Annotated in this window: 1 protein-coding gene and 1 pseudogene; both read left to right on the top strand. The window is 63.8% G+C overall.

Features of this window, described 5'->3' with window-relative positions:
- Nucleotides 1-1,293: bifunctional metallophosphatase/5'-nucleotidase (locus AAC083_RS16660; protein ID WP_108537190.1), on the top strand; the 1,293-nt coding region annotated here is incomplete at its 5' end.
- 180 nt (nucleotides 1,294-1,473) lie between these two features.
- Nucleotides 1,474-2,265, top strand: a pseudogene (locus tag AAC083_RS16655) (hypothetical protein); the annotation flags it as partial.

Genomic DNA, 2,265 nt, shown 5'->3' with positions numbered 1-2,265 from the left:
AACCTGGACAGCAGTCAGGAACCGGCCGATACCCCGTTGCGACTGAGGGGCCTGCCCATGCTCCATGACGCCAGGCGCCCCTGGCACAAACGCATCATAGACGGAGTGCCCTTCGCCCTGCTCGGCATCACACTGCCGCAGATGGCCGCCATCGCCAATCCGGATGCCTATACCCATTTTCACGGCATCGAGGAGACGCTGGTCGCCGCGATCAGCGACATCAAGGCCGAAGGCATTCACCACATCATCTTGCTGAGCCATCTGGGGCTTGAGCAGGACAAGCGCCTGGCTGCTCGCTTTCCCGAGTTCAGCCTCATCATCGGCGGCCACACTCACAGTCAGCTGGGGGATCTGGCTCCGCTCGGGCTCGAGAGCGACGGCAGCTATCCGCTGATGGTGAACGACGTCGCCATACTGCATGCGGCCCACAGCGCGCTCTGCCTCGGGGTGTGCGAGCTGGAATTTGACGCGCGCGGCCGAGTGCGGCGCAGCCAGGGCCAGCTGGAGTGGCTGCCCTGGCAACCCTGGCCGTTTGACTCTGTGCCGCCGGCCGGTCTGCACTTCTGCAAGCCGGCGCCTGAACTTGAGGCGCATCTGGCCAAGCGCTACCGGCCCGAGCTCGAAACCATGACCCAGCGCATTGTGACCCGGCTCGCCGGGCCACTGCACCATCAGCGCCTGCCCGACGCCAACCTGCCAGCCGGCAGCCAAGTTGCCCCCTTGGTGGCCCACGCCATGCTGACCGGTGCCCGTGAGCAGGTCGGTCAGGTGGATTTCGCCCTGCACAACGCAGGGGGCGTGCGCTGCGCCCTCGAACCCGGGCCGCTCAGCGAGGCGGATATCGCCGGTCGCCTGCTGCCCTTTGCCATTCCGCTCACCCTCTATCGGGTGCACGGCCATGAACTGGCCGAGGCGCTGGAGGGGGCCATCGACAACGCCACCAACAACGGCGTGACAGGTAACGGCAGCGGCAGCTTCCCTTATACTGCCGGCGTCCGTTTCAGCTACCAGGCAGACAAGCCCAAAGGGGCCAGGATCACCCGGCTGGAGTGGGAGGCGAGCCCGGGTCAGTGGCAGCCGGTCGAGGCCGATGCTATCTACCGGGGGGTATCAAGCGCCTATACCGCCTCCGGCAAGGAGGGCTACACGGCGCTGGCCCGTACCCTGACCCAGCACAATCAGGAGCTCGGCATCACGCTGGCGGATGCCTTCATCCGCTGGGCCCGCTATCTGCCCGAGCTGAGTGTCATGCCGCCGCTGCTGGTGTATCAGGGCCCTGGCGCCATGTCGTGAACCCAGTGGGACTCAGAACACCACTTCTGCCACGTTTGTCATAAAAAGTGCCGCTTTCTTGCCAGAAGGCGGCACTTTTGCAAATTATTTCAAGCACATCTGCCACGCCCATTGCATAGCGCAGTCAGGCTCGGCAAGATAGGCCCGCTTTCGAGACTTCCCAGCTGGAACAGGTCACCCATGAATCATGTCATCCGCTTTACCCCTCCTCGTGTCAATCCGGGCCTTAGGCCGCTGGTGATCCTGCTCACTGGCCTGCTGGCCTTGCTGTTTTGCCTGCGCAACCCGCTGTTTCATGGCATGGCCCCCGGCTTCGATGCTTCATTGTTCGCTGTGATGGGCAAGATGTGGAGTGAGGGGGGCGTGCTCTACCGGGACATGGTCGACATCAAGGGCCCCATGATCTTCGCCCTCAATGCACTCGGTTACCACCTGGGTGGCTTCTTCGGGATCTGGCTGCTGGAGTGGGCGCTCTGCTGGCTCGGTCTGCTGGCCAGCTGGCAAGCATTCGGCCAGCTCGGCCTCTCCCTGCGCGCACGCCTCGGTAGCATACTGGCGGTGCTGGCGCTCTACAGCACCCGTTATTACTACGGCAACATGACCGAGGACTGGACCTTCCATCTGGCCCTCCTCGCCCAATGGGCCTTCATCACCATGCTGCTGGACAAGCGCTTCAGCTGGGGGCCGGCCCTGGTGGCGGCGCTGACCTTTGCCATCGTAGCCTGGATGCGCACCAACAACGGCGCCTTCTGGGGCGCTTGGTATCTGGTGCTGTTCTGCCACTGGTGCCTGCGCGAACAGTGGCGCTGCGCCTTCGCCCTGCTCTTCTCCAGCCTGCTGGGACTGGCGCTGATAGGCGCCCCCTTGCTTGCCTACTTCCAGCACCACAGCCTGCTGGCCGAATTCAAGTATTACGCCTTCGACATCTTCTTCGAGGGCAGCTACGGTAACGGCTTCTCGCCAGATGTGGGC

This window comes from Aeromonas sp. HMWF014 (genome assembly GCF_963878295.1).
GTDB classification, from domain to species: Bacteria; Pseudomonadota; Gammaproteobacteria; order Enterobacterales; family Aeromonadaceae; genus Aeromonas; species Aeromonas popoffii.
Note: the sequence above shows the minus strand (reverse complement) of the source record. Positions and strands in the feature narration are given on the sequence as shown.